15 protein-coding genes are annotated in these 15,692 nt (G+C 42.5%); all 15 read left to right on the top strand.

All coding sequences use genetic code 11. The features are described 5' to 3' along the window. Nucleotides 1-333: 333 nt before the first annotated feature. The 15 genes from rpmH to atpE all read left to right on the top strand — a co-directional run bounded on the left by rpmH (nt 334) and on the right by atpE (nt 15,644). A complete protein-coding gene (gene rpmH, locus GVJ32_RS12390; RefSeq protein WP_008253103.1) occupies nt 334-471 on the top strand; it encodes a 50S ribosomal protein L34 in 138 nt (45 codons plus the stop codon). 35 nt (nt 472-506) lie between these two features. After that, nucleotides 507-884 carry a ribonuclease P protein component gene (rnpA, locus tag GVJ32_RS12385; protein ID WP_159240417.1) on the top strand — a complete coding sequence of 126 codons (378 nt, stop codon included), beginning with the start codon at nt 507-509 and terminating at the stop codon, nt 882-884. Nucleotides 885-889: 5 nt separating this feature from the next. After that, a complete protein-coding gene (gene yidD, locus GVJ32_RS12380) occupies nt 890-1,153 on the top strand; it encodes a membrane protein insertion efficiency factor YidD (RefSeq protein WP_159240416.1) in 264 nt (87 codons plus the stop codon). Beyond that, nucleotides 1,146-2,810 (top strand): membrane protein insertase YidC, encoded by a 1,665-nt coding sequence (gene yidC / locus GVJ32_RS12375; RefSeq protein ID WP_159240415.1) that lies wholly within the window; start codon nt 1,146-1,148, stop codon nt 2,808-2,810. The genes yidD and yidC overlap by 8 nt, the downstream gene beginning before the upstream one ends. Before the next feature lie 6 nt (nt 2,811-2,816). Next, on the top strand, nt 2,817-4,181 hold the full coding sequence (mnmE, locus tag GVJ32_RS12370; protein ID WP_159240414.1) for a tRNA uridine-5-carboxymethylaminomethyl(34) synthesis GTPase MnmE: 1,365 nt from the start codon (nt 2,817-2,819) through the stop codon (nt 4,179-4,181). A gap of 87 nt (nt 4,182-4,268) precedes the next feature. After that, nucleotides 4,269-6,254, top strand: a complete 1,986-nt coding sequence (locus tag GVJ32_RS12365) for a TonB-dependent receptor plug domain-containing protein (protein ID WP_159240413.1) — start codon at nt 4,269-4,271, stop codon at nt 6,252-6,254. Between the two features lie 27 nt (nt 6,255-6,281). After that, the gene (locus GVJ32_RS12360) at nt 6,282-7,163 is read left to right on the top strand and encodes a hypothetical protein (protein WP_159240412.1); all 882 of its coding nucleotides are present in this window, start codon (nt 6,282-6,284) and stop codon (nt 7,161-7,163) included. A 1-nt stretch (nt 7,164) separates the two neighbouring features. Continuing rightward, nucleotides 7,165-9,066, top strand: coding sequence for a response regulator (locus GVJ32_RS12355; RefSeq protein ID WP_159240411.1), 1,902 nt, complete (start codon nt 7,165-7,167; stop codon nt 9,064-9,066). A gap of 352 nt (nt 9,067-9,418) precedes the next feature. Next, complete coding sequence (gene mnmG / locus GVJ32_RS12350) at nt 9,419-11,311, top strand: tRNA uridine-5-carboxymethylaminomethyl(34) synthesis enzyme MnmG (RefSeq protein WP_159240410.1); 1,893 nt, start codon at nt 9,419-9,421, stop codon at nt 11,309-11,311. Beyond that, nucleotides 11,312-11,938 (top strand): 16S rRNA (guanine(527)-N(7))-methyltransferase RsmG, encoded by a 627-nt coding sequence (rsmG, locus tag GVJ32_RS12345; RefSeq protein ID WP_159240409.1) that lies wholly within the window; start codon nt 11,312-11,314, stop codon nt 11,936-11,938. Nucleotides 11,939-11,974: 36 nt separating this feature from the next. Then, nucleotides 11,975-12,796: a ParA family protein gene (locus GVJ32_RS12340; protein ID WP_159240408.1), complete on the top strand. Its 822-nt coding sequence runs from the start codon at nt 11,975-11,977 to the stop codon at nt 12,794-12,796. Next, nucleotides 12,789-13,721: a ParB/RepB/Spo0J family partition protein gene (locus tag GVJ32_RS12335; protein WP_159240407.1), complete on the top strand. Its 933-nt coding sequence runs from the start codon at nt 12,789-12,791 to the stop codon at nt 13,719-13,721. Before GVJ32_RS12340 ends, GVJ32_RS12335 begins: the two co-directional genes overlap by 8 nt. Nucleotides 13,722-13,964: 243 nt before the next feature. After that, on the top strand, nt 13,965-14,384 hold the full coding sequence (locus tag GVJ32_RS12330) for an ATP synthase subunit I (RefSeq protein ID WP_103685051.1): 420 nt from the start codon (nt 13,965-13,967) through the stop codon (nt 14,382-14,384). Nucleotides 14,385-14,422: 38 nt separating this feature from the next. Beyond that, nucleotides 14,423-15,361 carry a F0F1 ATP synthase subunit A gene (gene atpB / locus GVJ32_RS12325; protein WP_159240406.1) on the top strand — a complete coding sequence of 313 codons (939 nt, stop codon included), beginning with the start codon at nt 14,423-14,425 and terminating at the stop codon, nt 15,359-15,361. Nucleotides 15,362-15,404: 43 nt separating this feature from the next. Then, on the top strand, nt 15,405-15,644 hold the full coding sequence (atpE, locus tag GVJ32_RS12320) for a F0F1 ATP synthase subunit C (protein WP_008253083.1): 240 nt from the start codon (nt 15,405-15,407) through the stop codon (nt 15,642-15,644). Nucleotides 15,645-15,692 lie beyond the last annotated feature (48 nt).

Genomic DNA, 15,692 nt, shown 5'->3' with positions numbered 1-15,692 from the left:
CAAAATTCAAAAACAATTTATATCAAGCTTATTCAAAAAATTCCTTTATATTCAACACTATAAGATTATAAAAATAAGACGCCACAAGTTACTCTCAAGTAACGCACACCTTGATAACACCAATAAAAACCTGTGGATAAGTTATGGGTAAACTGTGATTTAGCGGTGCGTTAGTTATACGAATGGAAACATCTAACTAAAACCTGCAAATCATTGCTATTAGGTCTAATGTCCACTAAAATTCGCGATCCGATTTTTCACTGTCTCGGCAATTTATGCTCGGCAGTGCCAGTGGGNCGACCCGCTGGCTAATTTATTATTACGGACGAGATCATGAGCAAAAGAACATTCCAACCAAGTAATCTTAAAAAAGCACGTAACCACGGCTTCCGCGCCCGTATGGCAACTAAAAACGGTCGCAAACTGATTAACCGCCGCCGCGCTAAAGGTCGTGCAGTACTATCTGCTTAATCAGCGTTAAGCAATAAAGGTATGCTGGCATAACGGTGGATTTTCACTTTGATAAATCTCTACGCCTATTAAATGCCAGCGAATACCAAGCGGTATTCGACGAATCACGTCTGAAAGTTTCTACTGCTGAACTACTATTTTTAGCACGCATAAACAAACTAGGCCGGGCTCGACTAGGTTTGGTTATCGCAAAGAAAAACGTGCGGCTCTCTGTTCAACGTAATCGTGTAAAACGCGTTATAAGAGAAACGTTTAGGTTAAATAACCATAAGCTGCAAGGTATTGATATCATCGTATTAGCGCGACGTGGATTAGGCGATATCGATAATAAGCAACTCCATGAAATCTGTAATCAGCTTTGGTACCAATTAGAGAAACGAGCTGAAAAACGCTTTCGTCAGCAAGAGGGCTAGTTAATATGCAGCGCTTGCTTATTGCCTGCATCCGCTTTTACCGCCTGTTTATCAGTCCGCTGATGGCTCCGCATTGCCGTTTTTATCCCAGTTGTTCTAGTTATGCTGTTGAAGCCTTACAAAAACACGGTTCACTACGTGGAAGCTGGCTTAGCATAAAACGCATTTGCAAATGTCACCCCCTTAACGACGGGGGCTACGATCCTGTACCATCCTGCCACTGTCATCCAACCGAACTCACCCTATCAAGGCATTCAAGCAATGATTGATTTTCAGCGCTATCTTCTTATCGCCGCCGTCGCTGCACTATCCCTTATGTTGTTAGTGGAGTGGCAGAAATATGATGTATCAAATCCGGTAACCCCCGTTGTAAGTAACAATGCCGGTGCGGCACCCACAACAAGCGACGACGGAGAGTTTCCAGCGATAGTGCGTAACGATGATATTAATACCATCAACGCGCCGACAACGACCAATGCCAAATACATTAACGTTCAAACAGATGTGCTAGATTTAAAAATAGATTTACTGGGTGGTGATATCGTATACGCAGGCTTGCCTGCATACACTAGCAGCTTAGAATCCGACGACCCCTTTGTTATTCTAGAAAACAATGATGTACGACACTATATAGCCCAAAGCGGCTTAATCGGCAGCAATGCTACAGACACGTCAAAGGGTCGACCATATTTTTCAGCCACAAGCGCCGAATACACTTTAAACGAAGCATCAGACAGCCTAAATGTAGATTTACATTTTCAATACAGTGATGCCGTCACGATTATTAAACGCTTCAAATTAAGTCGCGGCCAATACCTAATTAATGTTGAATATTTAATCGACAACCAAAGCGATGCGCCCTTTCAGGCGAGCTTTTTTGGCCAACTTAAACGCGGCAATAGCGCAGATCCGAGTGTAAACGACAAAGGCGGCATGTTCGCCATGAAGCCCTTTATTGGTGTGGCATACGCCACTAACGAAGACCTATACAAGAAAACAACTTTTAGCAAAATGCAGGACAAACCCATCAAAGCCAGCGTTAACGGTGGCTGGATCGGCGTAGTTCAACATTACTTCGTAAGTGCCTGGGTTCCACCAGTAGACAGCGTAAACGAACTGAGCACCATCGTTACCAAGCAAGATATGAATATTGCCCGTGTTACTAGCGCTGCCGTAACCATCGCGCCGAAAAGTCAGGGAAAAATTAGTGCTGATTTTTACACCGGCCCAAAAGATCAATACAGCCTACAAGAAATTTCACCAGGCTTAGAGCTAACCGTCGACTACGGCTGGCTATGGTGGATTGCCCAACCTTTATTTTGGCTACTTACCAAAATACACTCCGTATTGGGCAACTGGGGGTTCGCAATTATCGGTGTCACCATTTTAGTTAAAGCGGCATTCTTCAAACTAAATCAAAAAGCATTCACCTCTATGGCGAATATGCGCAAATTCCAGCCAAAACTTGCTGAGATTAAAGAGCGCTATGCTGACGACCGCCAAAAGCAGTCTCAAGCGATGATGGAGTTATACAAAAAAGAAAAAATAAATCCTCTCGGTGGATGCCTACCAATGGTCGTTCAAATGCCGGTGTTTATTTCTCTTTACTGGGTATTAATGGAAAGTATTGAACTGCGCCACGCGCCATTCATGCTGTGGATACATGATTTATCTGCAATGGACCCGTATTTTGTACTCCCGTTAGTAATGGGTCTGTCGATGTTTATTCAACAACGTTTAAACCCGCCGCCACCAGACCCAATGCAAGCAAAAATAATGCAATGGATGCCAATTGTATTCACTTTCTTCTTCCTATTTTTCCCCGCCGGGTTAGTACTGTACTGGGTGGTGAACAACACCCTATCTATCATCCAGCAATACATAATTACTAAGCGAATAGAAAAAAGCGGTTTACCTACCCGCTAATCTACAATGGCATATTCTACGGATACCATTGCCGCAATTGCCACACCACCTGGAAAAGGTGGTGTTGGTATTGTGCGAATATCTGGGCCTAAGTGCCAAGAAATAGCACGCACCATGTTAGCCGTAGAAAACCTAACTCCGCGCTACGCCCACTACGGCAACTTCCAAGAAACTACCGCTAACGGCAGCGCGACTATAGACCAAGGTATTGCACTGTTCTTCCCTGGGCCAAACTCGTTTACTGGCGAAGACGTTCTAGAACTTCAAGGCCACGGTGGCCCTGTTATCTTAGATTGCTTATTACGTGCAGTGATTAACCAGGGCGCTAGAATGGCACGGCCTGGTGAATTTTCTGAGCGTGCTTTTTTAAATAATAAAATAGACTTAGCTCAAGCAGAAGCAATAGCAGATCTTATTGATAGCGCATCTGAGCAAGCCGCTAGGCAAGCCATGCGCTCACTTGAAGGCGCGTTTAGCAAAGAGATCAATGCTTTGGTAGAAGCCATTACCATGCTACGAATTTACGTAGAGGCCGCAATTGATTTTCCAGAAGAAGAAATAGATTTTATTAGCGATGGACGAGTAGCCACAGACTTACAAAAAATAAAACACCATCTTGAATCTGTATTTAGCTCAGCAAAGCAAGGCAGTATATTGCGTGAAGGAATGACCGTTGTCATCGCGGGGAAACCTAATGCGGGAAAATCAAGTTTGCTAAATGCCTTGGCTGGTCGAGAGTCCGCAATTGTTACTGATATAGCGGGAACCACAAGAGACGTCCTTAGAGAAAACATTCTCATAGATGGAATGCCTCTACATATTGTCGACACCGCAGGGTTAAGAGACAGCGACGACCTCGTAGAATTAGAAGGTATTAAACGCGCATGGTCAGAAATAAGCCAAGCCGATCGAGTGCTGCTCGTAATAGATAGTAAGAATACAACAAACCATGAACCCACTATACCGCCGGAATTTGAAATATTTGTTCAACAGAAGAAATTATCCTTAATCTATAATAAATGTGATTTAACAGGTCAAAAAGCAGGTTTACAAAATGACGACATAAGTCGCGTTTACATTTCTGCTAAACAAAACCAAGGCATAGATACGCTCAGAGAACACTTAAAATCATGCGTTGGTTACAATGATGGCGATACGCCATTTATAGCACGACGACGCCATATTGACGCACTAACACACGGACGTGACCACATCCTGAACGGCGAACAACAACTCCTTAATTATAACGCCGGTGAGCTATTAGCCGAAGAGCTACGACTGGCGCAAAATGCCCTCGCCGAAATTACCGGCGAGTTCAGCTCAGACGACTTACTTGGGCGCATTTTTTCTAGCTTTTGTATTGGAAAATAAATTTCCCTGTGTACACAGCTTCAATAGCGAAAAACTCATAGTAAAAGGCTACACTTAAAGTCGTTCTATCGTTCCGAAGGATTGCTGATGCACCAACACTTCCTAGTTCGCGGTTTTATTCTCTCCGCAGCCTCATTAATATTAACGTCACAGCTGCAAGCAAATATATGGAATACCGACGATCTTCCTGTGGTATTAACACCAGCAAAACTGAAACAAAATCGCAGTGAAGTTCCTGCAAGCGTTAGCGTAATAGACCGCGATATGATTACCGCTTCTGGTCTAAAAGAAATACCCGAACTATTTCGACTTATCCCAGGAACCTCCGTCGGTGCCCGAGACGGTTGGAATTATGTAGTCAGTTATCACGGTACAAACTATCGTGACTCCCGCCGAATGCAGGTACTAATAGACGGACGATCGGTATATCAGTCTGGTTTAGCCACGGTTGATTGGAATGATATCCCAATCACCATACAAGACATCGAGCGCATCGAGGTTGTACGCGGGCCTTCAAGTGCAAGTTACGGTGCCAATGCTTTTTTAGGCGTCATTAATATAATTACACGCCATCCAACAGACATAAATAAATATGAGGCCAATGTTCTAAGTGGAACAGAAAACACCGAAAACTACCGAGTAAGTTACGCGGACGAATTTCTAAATGGAACCTATCGTATTACGCTTGCCAGTATTCACGATGATGGCTTCGATATCGACAAGCATGGTAATGAACGTTTAGATAGTAAAACTAGTCAACTCTTTAATAGTAGATACGAAACACATACTAATCACTACACTATTAGCCTTGGCCTAGGATACAAAACCGGTGAGGTTACCGATGACTATTCCGATATCGATGTGACGCCACCCAATACAAAAACTGATGATTACTATTTGTCATCAAAAATTGAAAAAGAAATATCAGATACACATCAGTTAGCACTTAGATATAACTTTTCGTCGCAGAAACAAATACGCAGATGGACAGTAGAAATACCACCTTATCTTACCGGACTAAATAATAATCCATCACCACTTGTACTAGTCGACGCTAATGAAGATTTACGCGCTACCCGTCAAGATATAGACATACAAGACACCTCTATTTGGAATAAAAGTTTACGATCAGTAGCTGGTGTACATCTTAAAAAATCCAGAGCATCTTCAGAAACCTATTACGGAACTACGTTAACAAGTAATAATTATCAAATATATTTTAATATTGAAAAAAAAATAGCCGAAAAATTTACAATTAATACTGGTGGATCATACGAATATGAACAAGATATTGGTAAAAATTTCTCTCCACGTATTTCTACCCACTACCACATCAATAAAAACCATAGCCTCAGAGCAATCTACTCCGAAGCAATACGTACTCCAGACTTACTAGAAACTTCAGCAAACTGGACTTACACCGGCCGTAATGTACGACCTGCAGCGGACGGCCAAACGACAGGCGTACTTATCCAAAGTGCCGAAGGAAACCCAAATGTCAAACCTGAAAAAATAGAATCAAGGGAAATTGGGTACTACGGAAATTTCAGTCAATATCATCTGCAATGGGATGTAAAAATATTTTACGACCAATTAGATAAGCTAATATCAAATTCATTATCACTTGAAAAATTTAATCCCGTTAACAATGGTAATTTAAAATTATCAGGAATAGAAACCGAAGTAGACTATCGGCCAAATCATAAATGGCTAATACATGGTAGCTATGCTTATATAAAAAGTAAGGCCTATAGTAATAGCACTATGCCTTTTACAAAAAGTACAGAAGAGAGTTTTACGCCAAAAAATTCAGCGAGCGCTTTAATAAGCTATCGTACCAACGAAAACATTCAAATTTCTTTAGCTCAATACTATGCTAGAGCAATAGGTACATCACAGAATAAATTTTCTCGAAGTGATATTAGAATATCAAAGGCCATAAAATTCCAAAACAATGAAATTGAATTTTCATATTCAGGCCAATACCGACACGATGATGATAGCGAGCTCTTAAGCGATAATATATACCGTAATAAGCTTCGTCAGTTTATTGGAGTAAATTTTAAGTACTAGTGCCCACAAGAGTCAGGGAATAGCCTCTTGATAAAACTATTTTATGGAATACTCATAACAACGTTACTATTAACATCAACGTTGGCTAGTAGCGATGAAAAGATAATCGTCGATCTAGTCTTACCTGCAAAAAATGTCTCACTTGATTCCTTATCAGCCAAAATAACGAACAACCCCCATTTTTCTGTTCACTCTTATACGAATATTTTGCCAGACGACGAAAACAGAGGCGACATTCTCATTATCGTCTCAGAAAAATTACTGCCATTACTTAACAACGAAAACTATAAAGCAAAATTTGCTCTATACGTAAATTCAAATGAATTTCGAAAATCTCATATAAGCAACACTTCAACCCTTTATTCAGACCAGCCAATATCCCGGCAACTTTCACTTATCAAAGCAATATTTGAGAACAAACCGACTCAGCTTGGTATCGTATACAAAGATATATACTACGAAAGTGCCTTAGAAAATATCTCCAAAAACTTCCAATCTCTATCCATTCATACTAAGAAAATAGGCGAGACCAACTTAGTTAGAGATATTAATAAAATAATTCAAAAAAATGATGTTTTACTTAGCACATCAGAGAATGATATTTATAACTCGAAAACGATAAGGTCTATTTTACTTAGTAGTTATCGACACCAGACTCTCGTTATTGGACCTAACGAAGGGTTTGTGCTCGCTGGTGCCTTAGGAACGGTATTAAGCACACCAGACCAATATGTAATAGACATAGTGTCAATGGTAAACAGCTACATAAAAACTAAAGAATTGCCTCCGTCTCAGTATCCAAACAGTTTTAATGTAAAAATTAATTATAGTGTCGCCGAATCTCTCGGACTTAGTATTCCCAAAGAAGAAGAGTTGAAAAACCACATCCTAAAAGATGAGTTCGAATAGTATGTTAACTAGATTTCGAAAGAATACTCTATTTCAACAAATACTTATTGCGGGGATATCTCCTGCACTAATATTATTTTTTTCTCTATTTACGTACTCACTTGTAACTCGGTTGAACGATGCATCTCTAAGCCAGCTAGAAGTAGCAACAAGAATTGCCGAAAATATTGCAGCTTCAAGCGAATTGGCAATTATTAGTGATAACGAATCTCAACTATTTGACATTATGCGATCAGCATTATCAAAAGATATTACGGCAATAACAATAGTAAATTCACTTACTGGAAATCAGTCACATCTTAAATCTAGTAAAAACAATAAAGAGTTAGTTAAATCACTAACCGTACCTATCTACCAAAGTAACATTGAGATAAATGACTCTGTAACGGGTGATACTGATTACAGTTATGACGCTCCGACTATTATTGGAAAAGTTAGTATTGAAAGATCGACTGAGCAGCTCTCTAAACTCCAACGGAAAATTATCCTCGTCTCCTGTGCCATCGGCGCTATATCGATATTTGTCTGTATTATTTTAGCTTGGGTGATAAGTCGTCGATTATCGAAACCTCTCGCAGAAATAAATAATTTTACAAAGAATATTGCTGCAGGAAATTTGGGCAGCAGACTGATCGTGCAAGGCGAAGGGGAATTAGGTGAGCTACAAAGTCATATTAATGAAATGACAAAAAGCTTAGAAGTACATCAACTTGAACTTACTAATAAATTAGCGCAACTGGAAATTGCAAAAACTGAAGCAGATGCTGCAAATAATGCAAAAAGTTTATTTTTAGCAACCATGACCCACGAGTTAAGAACGCCGATGAACGGGGCACTAGGGATGCTTCAACTACTCTCAACTACCGAGTTAAATCAGGAGCAGAACACTTACATTGATATAGCTAAAAGTTCCAGCGAACATCTACTGAATATAGTCAATAATATTTTGGATTTCTCAAAAATAGAAAAAGGTGATTTAAAACTTGATAGGCGGCTTTTCTCTCCCTCTACCTTGTTTGACAACTTACTTACTCCATTGGCCTACGAAGCGAGGAAGAAGCACGTAGAGTTTAATTACTTCATCGTCCCTGAACTAAATAAGATTGAAATTTATGGCGATGATACCCGCATACGACAAATTATCCTTAACCTCGCCTCCAATGCAGTGAAATTCACACATGATGGAAGTATCTCTATTGCTTTACAGGGCAAAACAATAAATCAACGCCAACAACAGATAACACTCACTGTAACTGACACTGGAATAGGTATCGACGAATCTAATCACAAGATTGTGTTCGACAGTTTTTATCAAGCAGACGGCTCAAATCAACGCCGCTATGGCGGATCAGGACTAGGCCTTGCCATTGTTAAACGACTTTGCGAACTAATGGATGCGACTATTCAGATGACAAGCGAAATAAATAAAGGTAGCCAATTCACCATTAGCTGGGTATGCCAGTACAAATCGCTACTTAGGGAACCGACACATGATCTCCCACCAAGCTCTCTTGTTGGCAAAAAGATTCTTATTGTAGAAGACAACCCTATTAATCAAATGCTCGTTGCCAATATTATCAAGCGATGGGGTATGGACGTAATTACCAGTAACAATGGAGAGGAATGCCTAAGCGTATTACAGCACCAGTCCGTCGACCTTATTTTAATGGACCTGCAAATGCCGATGATGGATGGATACGAAGCATGTAAACAGATACGTCAACAAGCTGAGTTAGCCTCTATTCCCATTATTGCCTTAACTGCCAACAACGTTCAGGAAGATAAAGACCGTTGCTTTGCTGTTGGTATGAACGACTTTCTAAGTAAACCTGTATCAATTCCCACGTTAAATGAAAAAGTAAACTATTGGTTAAGCCAAACATCGCGGGACAACATGCATTAAAGAGGTGGATAAGTACCCATAATTAGCATGCTTACCCACAAGCCAAAATAAAACTCAAACTTATCCACATTTCACCCACAGGTGGTCCGCATGATTCTGACACCATATTTGTGGATAAAACGCCTAGTTATCATTACTATAAAAACATATAAATCAACAACTTAGCATAGTTATTAACAAAATAGCTTACCTTAATAACTATATTTAAAATAAAGAAATAAGATATTAAGAATACATATGTATATACATTATTAACTAAACATACTTGATTAAAATTTCACCAATTCATTGCAGCAAGCTTAGATCCACGTATAATTTCGCGTCTTCATTCAAACTCATTCTCAGGTGTTTCGTGGATTATCCGCAAAGCTACGATGTAATTGTTATTGGTGGTGGNCACGCCGGTACGGAAGCCGCACTCGCTGCAGCACGAATGGGTTGTGCGACGTTATTACTCACTCACAATATTGAAACGCTGGGACAAATGTCCTGTAACCCAGCTATTGGCGGTATTGGAAAAAGCCATCTTGTTAAAGAGATTGATGCTTTAGGTGGCGCTATGGCAAAAGCCACCGATCTTGGTGGTATCCAATTTCGAGTACTAAATGCTCGCAAAGGCCCTGCTGTAAGAGCAACTAGGGCACAGGCAGACCGCATACTTTATAAAGCTGCAATACGCACAATTTTAGAAAACCAAGAAAATCTCGCAATTTTTCAACAGGCCGTTGACGACTTAATCGTTGAAAATGACCAAGTTCGGGGGGTTGTAACTAATATTGGTCTCCGTTTTTTTGCTAAAACGGTGGTTTTAACCGCAGGTACCTTCCTTGGTGGAAAAATCCATATTGGTTTAGATAACCATAGTGGTGGCCGTGCCGGTGATCCGCCATCACTTGCTTTAGCACTACGCTTACGAGAATTACCCTTCCGCGTAGATCGCCTTAAAACGGGAACACCACCACGAATTGACGCGAAAACCGTAAATTTTGATGGTCTAGAAGCACAATGGGGAGACACTCCCAGACCGGTTATGTCGTATTTAGGTAATCAACAACAGCATCCTGAGCAAGTATGCTGCTGGATTACCCATACCAATGAAAAAACCCACGACATTATTCGTGGAGGTTTAGATCGTTCACCCATGTATACAGGGGTTATTGAAGGTATTGGCCCTCGGTATTGCCCCTCGATCGAAGACAAAGTACATCGTTTTGCCGATAAGAACTCTCACCAAGTATTTATCGAGCCAGAAGGCTTAAACACCCATGAACTCTATCCAAATGGCATATCAACGAGCTTGCCATTTGATGTTCAGCTCAATTTAATTCGTTCGATCAAAGGCTTTGAAAATGCCCATATGACTCGTCCGGGCTACGCTATTGAGTATGATTATTTTGAACCGAGAGACCTAAAATACTCACTAGAAACCAAATTTATTGCGGGCTTGTTTTTCGCTGGTCAAATTAATGGTACTACTGGTTATGAAGAAGCTGCGGCGCAAGGTTTATTAGCTGGAGCTAACGCTGCCTTACAAGCCCAAGGCAAAGAAGCGTGGTGTCCGCGTCGGGACGAAGCGTATATCGGCGTATTGGTTGACGACTTAATTACCATGGGGACTCGCGAACCCTATCGCATGTTTACGTCGCGAGCTGAATACCGTTTATTACTGCGTGAAGATAATGCCGATTTACGCTTAACGGAAAAAGGCCGCGAACTCGGTTTGGTTGATGATACTCGCTGGGCCGCGTTCACCGAGAAATGTGAAAATATAGAGCGTGAACGCGCGCGCTTAGCGTCTTTTTGGGTGCAGCCAGGTAGTGATGCTGCGAATGCATTGAATGCAAAAATAGAGAAGCCGCTAAGTCATGAATACAATTTGTTAGAACTGCTTAAACGACCAGAATTGAAATACGCCGATATCGCTGCGCTAGTGGCTAGCCCTGAAAGCGAAGTCTGTGAACAAGTAAGTGAGCAAATTGAAATTGGGGTTAAGTACGCCGGCTATATTGATCGACAGCAAGAGGAAATCGACCGTTTGCGTCGTCATGAGGACACCCGATTGCCTATAGATTTCGATTATACCGTGATTGAAGGTTTGTCGAATGAAGTGAAACAGAAGCTAGGGAATACCCGTCCGCAGACCTTGGCGCAAGCGTCTAGAATATCGGGAGTTACCCCTGCTGCGGTGTCCTTGTTGTTGATTTACTTGAAAAAACGCGGATTGCTAGACAGGAAATCAGCCTGAGTGGATGGCATTAAACAGCGGTTGCTGAAGGGAATATCAACACTAAATTTAGCGGTTAGCGATCAGCAATGCGACTTATTGATCGATTACCTGAATTTACTGCAAAAATGGAATCGCGCGTATAATCTCACCGCGATTCGTGATCCAGCGGCAATGGTGAGTAAACACCTGCTAGATAGCTTGAGCATTGCGCCCTATATTTTGGCCAAGCGCTACTTAGATGTGGGCACTGGGGCGGGTTTACCGGGTATTCCTTTGGCTATCCTGTTTCCTGACAAACAGTTTTCGTTATTGGATAGCAACGGCAAAAAAACCCGGTTTTTGATAGAGGCTCGCCTGCAGCTTAAACTGGAAAATATCAGTATTCACACCGAGCGTGTAGAGCACTTTGCACCTGATGAAGCCTATGACGGTATTTTGTCACGGGCATTTGCGTCCTTGCTAGATATGGTTAACGGTTGCGAAAAACACCTCGCTCCAGACGGTAAACTTTACGCCATGAAAGGTGTTTTTCCTGATACAGAGTTGAGTCAGCTTCCAAAACACTTTATCGTCGAGCACTCTTACTCGTTGTCGGTGCCAAATGTAGACGAAGAGAGGCATCTATTGGTGCTTGCCCGTCGCTAATCCATTGGCTTCAAAGTAAAACTTAAGGAAAATCCAGTGGCCAAGGTCTACGCAATTACCAATCAGAAAGGTGGTGTCGGCAAAACGACGACTAGCGTAAATTTGGCCGCGTCGTTGGCAGCAACCAAGCGCCGTATTTTATTAGTTGATCTTGATCCCCAAGGCAACGCCACGATGGGCTGCGGAATCGATAAAAGCAGTCTTGAGTATTCTGTATACGATGTCCTCGTTGCCAGTAAGCCAATAACAGAGTGCATTGTTGAAGCGCCCGAGTGTGGTTTTTCGGTGTTACCGTCGAATCAAGATCTCACCGCTGCAGAAGTTGAATTAATTAACGAGATTGGCCGTGAATTCCGTCTCCGAGAAGCGCTAGCAGTCATTGCTAATCAATACGACTATGTACTCATCGATTGCCCGCCTTCACTGAACATGCTTACAGTGAATGCCCTAGCCGCGTCTAACGGTGTCATTATTCCAATGCAGTGTGAGTACTATGCCTTGGAAGGCTTGAGCGCTCTCATCAACACCGTCAATCGCGTTAAACAATTGATAAACCCGACCCTAGAAATTAAGGGAATATTGCGTACGATGTACGACGGTCGCAATAGTCTGACCAACCAGGTGACGGATGAATTACGTCGTCATTTTGGCAATAAGGTTTACAGTACCGTCATTCCGCGTAATGTCCGGTTAGCCGAAGCGCCTAGCCATGGGTTACCCATTTTATTTTATGATAAGCAATCTAAGGGCGCCTTGGCCTATTTGGCATTAGCCGGTGAAGTGTTACGCCGAGCGGCGACAACGGAAGCGGCTACTGATGTTAGCGCAAACACACAGGCTGAACATATTCATGGTTAAAAAAAGAGGATTGGGTCGCGGGCTAGATGCACTGCTTGGGGCCTCGGCCACACCAGTATCAATAAGCCCCGAGTCAGCGAATGTTGATATTACGCCGAGTGATGATAATGCCGCTCAGCCTGAATCTGCAGCACCGGCGGCCGATGGAACCTTACGCAATTTACCCATTGAATTTATGCAGCGTGGTCGTTACCAGCCACGCCGCGATATGCAGCCAGAAGCCTTGGAAGAGTTGGCAAACTCCATCCGTTCACAAGGTATTATGCAACCGATAGTGGTTCGCCCCATCGAAGGTGGCCGTTACGAAATTATTGCCGGTGAACGTCGCTGGCGCGCCTCACAACTAGCGGGTTTAGACTCAGTACCAGCCTTGATTCGCGACGTGGCGGACGAAGCTGCCGCGGCGATGGCGCTGATCGAAAATCTACAACGTGAAGACCTCAACCCCATGGAAGAAGCTTTGGCCATGGTGCGTTTGCAAAAAGAATTTGAGCTAACTCATGCCGAAATCGCGCAGTTAGTTGGGAAATCACGTACCACCATAACCAATTTACTACGACTGACAGGGTTGCGAGAAGAAGTCCAAAAGCTGTTAGAAAATGGCGATATTGAAATGGGCCATGCTCGCGCGTTACTTGGCGTTGCTCAAGAACAACAATCCGCAGCAGCGTCGATGGTTGTTAGCAAGGGATTGTCGGTACGACAGACCGAGGCGCTAGTTCGCCGCTTGGCTGAAGAGAAGCTACAAGATAAAACAAAAAAATCTTTGCCACTTGATCCCGATATAAAACAATTACAAGAAAGCCTGTCAGAGCGTCTAGGATCACCAGTTTCAATTCAGCACAGTGCGAAGGGCCGGGGCACTCTCACCATCAAGTACACCAACCTAGATGAACTCGACGGCATTTTGAATCACATAAAATAGCTTATTTTGTGTACAGTTGAACAAAAGGCCACATTATGTGGTGCTTTTAGAAATAATAGGTAAGCTCAAGATCGATAAATCACTGATTGTAGGGATATAAATAGATTTGGTGAATATATGACATAAGTGTCATAAGCACTTAAATTGGTTGAACATTAGCCACTTTGCCCCTATAATTCGCCCCGTTTTTTGGACAAGCAGTACGAGCACGACATTGGCCATATTTGGCACAGCGGTGGCACTATGACAGCAGAGGAAAAGCGGAAAAGCCCGCGAGCTGTTCATAAGATATTTAGACCGCCGCTTCTGAAAATATACGGTTTTCAATGCGCTCTAGTACTACTTGCCAGTGTCATACTGTTTCCCCTGGATAAGGTCGCGGCCTATTCCACAGTCATCGGGGGAATGATTTCCGTTGTGCCGAATGCTTATTTCGCGCGCCAAGTATTTCGTTACGCTGGCGCGGCATTCGCACGCGAAGTAGCCCGGTCTTTTTACCGAGGTGAATCAGGAAAATTTGTGACAACCGTGCTGTTATTTGCAGCAACGTTTGCATTAGTTCAGCCATTGCAGGTATTTGTCTTATTTCTGGCATATCTAGCCGTTATGCTGCTGAACGCTGTATTACTTGCACGCTATGGATTAGCGAGCAACAAGAATTGAAAATTTGGTCAACGCGTTAACATTTACGAGAGTGACACATGGCAGGTGAATCGCAATCCACCGTTGGTTATATCCAGCATCATCTTACAAACCTAACCTATGGCAAACTTCCTGCGGGTTATGAGCGTCTTGACGAATCTGGTCATGTACATGAAGTACTGAGCCAAGATACGTGGACATTGGCACATAGCAGCGTAGAAGCAGCGGCGATGGGTTTCATGGCTATCCATGTAGACTCTATGCTCTGGTCTATTGGCCTTGGTTTTTTGTTTTTGGTGATCTTTGCGCGTATCGCAAAGCGTGCTCATAGCGGCGTACCGCGTGGTGCCCAAAACCTTCTTGAAATGATAGTCGGCTTTATAGATCAAACCGTAAAAGATGGCTTCCATCACAAAAACGCCATGATCGCGCCAATGGCACTTACCATTTTTACATGGATTCTTCTGATGAATACCATGGACTTGGTGCCAGTAGACTGGATTCCGGCCTTTATGGCTTGGGTTACAGGTAACCCACATTTCTTCTTTAAAGTAGTACCAACAACCGATCCAAACGTAACCTTAGGTATGGGTTTCACTGTATTTGGATTAATGGTCTACTTCACCATCGCCAAAAAAGGCTTTATGGGCTTTGTTAAAGAGTTAACCTTGCACCCATTCCACAGCCCAAAATGGTATGTGAATATTTTATTGGTACCCATTAACTTCGCATTAGAGGCGATTTCTTGGATATCTAAGCCAATTTCATTAGGTCTTCGGTTGTTCGGCAATATGTACGCCGGCGAAATGATCTTTATATTGATTGCGACTATGTTTGGTGCCGGTTTGGTATTAGGTATATTTGCTGGTGTATTGCAGTGGGCATGGGCGGTATTCCATATCCTTGTTATTACACTACAAGCTTTCGTCTTCATGGTATTGACCATTGTTTATATGGCAACGGCACATCAAGTTGAAGAAGAAGACCAGTTTCACTGATTTACATTTTTATTAACTTAAAGTTGAAAGTAGGAGAACTACCATGGGTTTAGCACTGATCGCTGTTGCGTTAATGATTGGTTTTGGCGCACTGGGCACGGCAATTGGCTTTGCAATTTTGGGTGGCAAATTGCTGGAAGGTTCAGCACGTCAGCCAGAACTAGCACCAATGTTACAAGGTAAAATGTTCCTGATCGCAGGTCTGCTTGATGCGGTTCCAATGATCGGCGTTGGTATTGCAATGTACGTACTGTTTGTTGTTGTTCCAGGTTTGCCAGCTTAATTGCACGCAGCTAAAAAACACCAACAGCAAATTCATACAGCAGAGGTA

The sequence above is a fragment of the Zhongshania aliphaticivorans genome (genome assembly GCF_902705855.1).
In the GTDB taxonomy this organism is placed as follows: Bacteria; Pseudomonadota; Gammaproteobacteria; order Pseudomonadales; family Spongiibacteraceae; genus Spongiibacter; species Spongiibacter aliphaticivorans_B.
The sequence above is the reverse complement of the archived record's forward strand: the minus strand, read 5'-3'. Positions and strand labels throughout refer to the sequence as shown.

Coding starts and splice junctions, on each gene's coding strand:
- rpmH (WP_008253103.1), top strand. CDS start 334: ATGAGCAAAAGAACATTCCAACCAAGTAATCTTAAAAAAGCACGTAAC.
- yidD (WP_159240416.1), top strand. CDS start 890: ATGCAGCGCTTGCTTATTGCCTGCATCCGCTTTTACCGCCTGTTTATC.
- yidC (WP_159240415.1), top strand. CDS start 1,146: ATGATTGATTTTCAGCGCTATCTTCTTATCGCCGCCGTCGCTGCACTA.
- mnmE (WP_159240414.1), top strand. CDS start 2,817: ATGGCATATTCTACGGATACCATTGCCGCAATTGCCACACCACCTGGA.
- GVJ32_RS12365 (WP_159240413.1), top strand. CDS start 4,269: ATGCACCAACACTTCCTAGTTCGCGGTTTTATTCTCTCCGCAGCCTCA.
- GVJ32_RS12355 (WP_159240411.1), top strand. CDS start 7,165: ATGTTAACTAGATTTCGAAAGAATACTCTATTTCAACAAATACTTATT.
- GVJ32_RS12335 (WP_159240407.1), top strand. CDS start 12,789: ATGGTTAAAAAAAGAGGATTGGGTCGCGGGCTAGATGCACTGCTTGGG.
- GVJ32_RS12330 (WP_103685051.1), top strand. CDS start 13,965: ATGACAGCAGAGGAAAAGCGGAAAAGCCCGCGAGCTGTTCATAAGATA.
- atpB (WP_159240406.1), top strand. CDS start 14,423: ATGGCAGGTGAATCGCAATCCACCGTTGGTTATATCCAGCATCATCTT.
- atpE (WP_008253083.1), top strand. CDS start 15,405: ATGGGTTTAGCACTGATCGCTGTTGCGTTAATGATTGGTTTTGGCGCA.